Annotated in this window: 1 protein-coding gene; it reads left to right on the plus strand. The window is 74.6% G+C overall.

Annotation, left to right across the window (positions count from 1 at the left end; genetic code table 11):
- On the plus strand, positions 1-480 hold a 480-nt coding region (locus ACEN88_RS34150), incomplete at both ends, for a hypothetical protein (protein ID WP_413346817.1).

Raw genomic sequence — 480 nt, forward strand, 5'->3', positions numbered from 1 at the left:
GCGCTGCCCCTGTGCGCGGCGCTGCGCATCCAGGAGCATTACACCCACGGCGTCGTCGACACGCGGCATTACGCGGGCGCGGCGTACCTCGCGCTATCCGCGCTGACCGCGTGGCTGGCCGGCGGCTACATCACGCTGCACCGCAGCCGCTGGGCGTTCGTGGTCTTCGTGCTGCCCGCCGTGCTGGCGGTCCGCCTGGCCACCGCCTCGACGGTGCTGGGGCTGGCGGCGGCCAGCGCCGTCGTCCTGCTCGGACTCCTCTACACGGTCTTCCGCCCGGGCCGCAGCGCGGCGGACGACACCGTCGCCACCGCCGCCTCCGCCCTGCCGCTGCAGGCGTGCCTGTACATCGCCCTGTTATGGGCGGGATCGATGCTGTACCAGGCGGGCCTGGTGGCCACCGGCACGCATCCGCAGGTCATGACGCCGACGCCCGCCGGCGGCCCGACGGCTGCGTACCGCTCGGACCCGGTGCTGCGG

The sequence above is a fragment of the Massilia sp. CT11-108 genome (genome assembly GCF_047302915.1).
Taxonomy (GTDB): Bacteria; Pseudomonadota; Gammaproteobacteria; order Burkholderiales; family Burkholderiaceae_D; genus Telluria; species Telluria orientalis.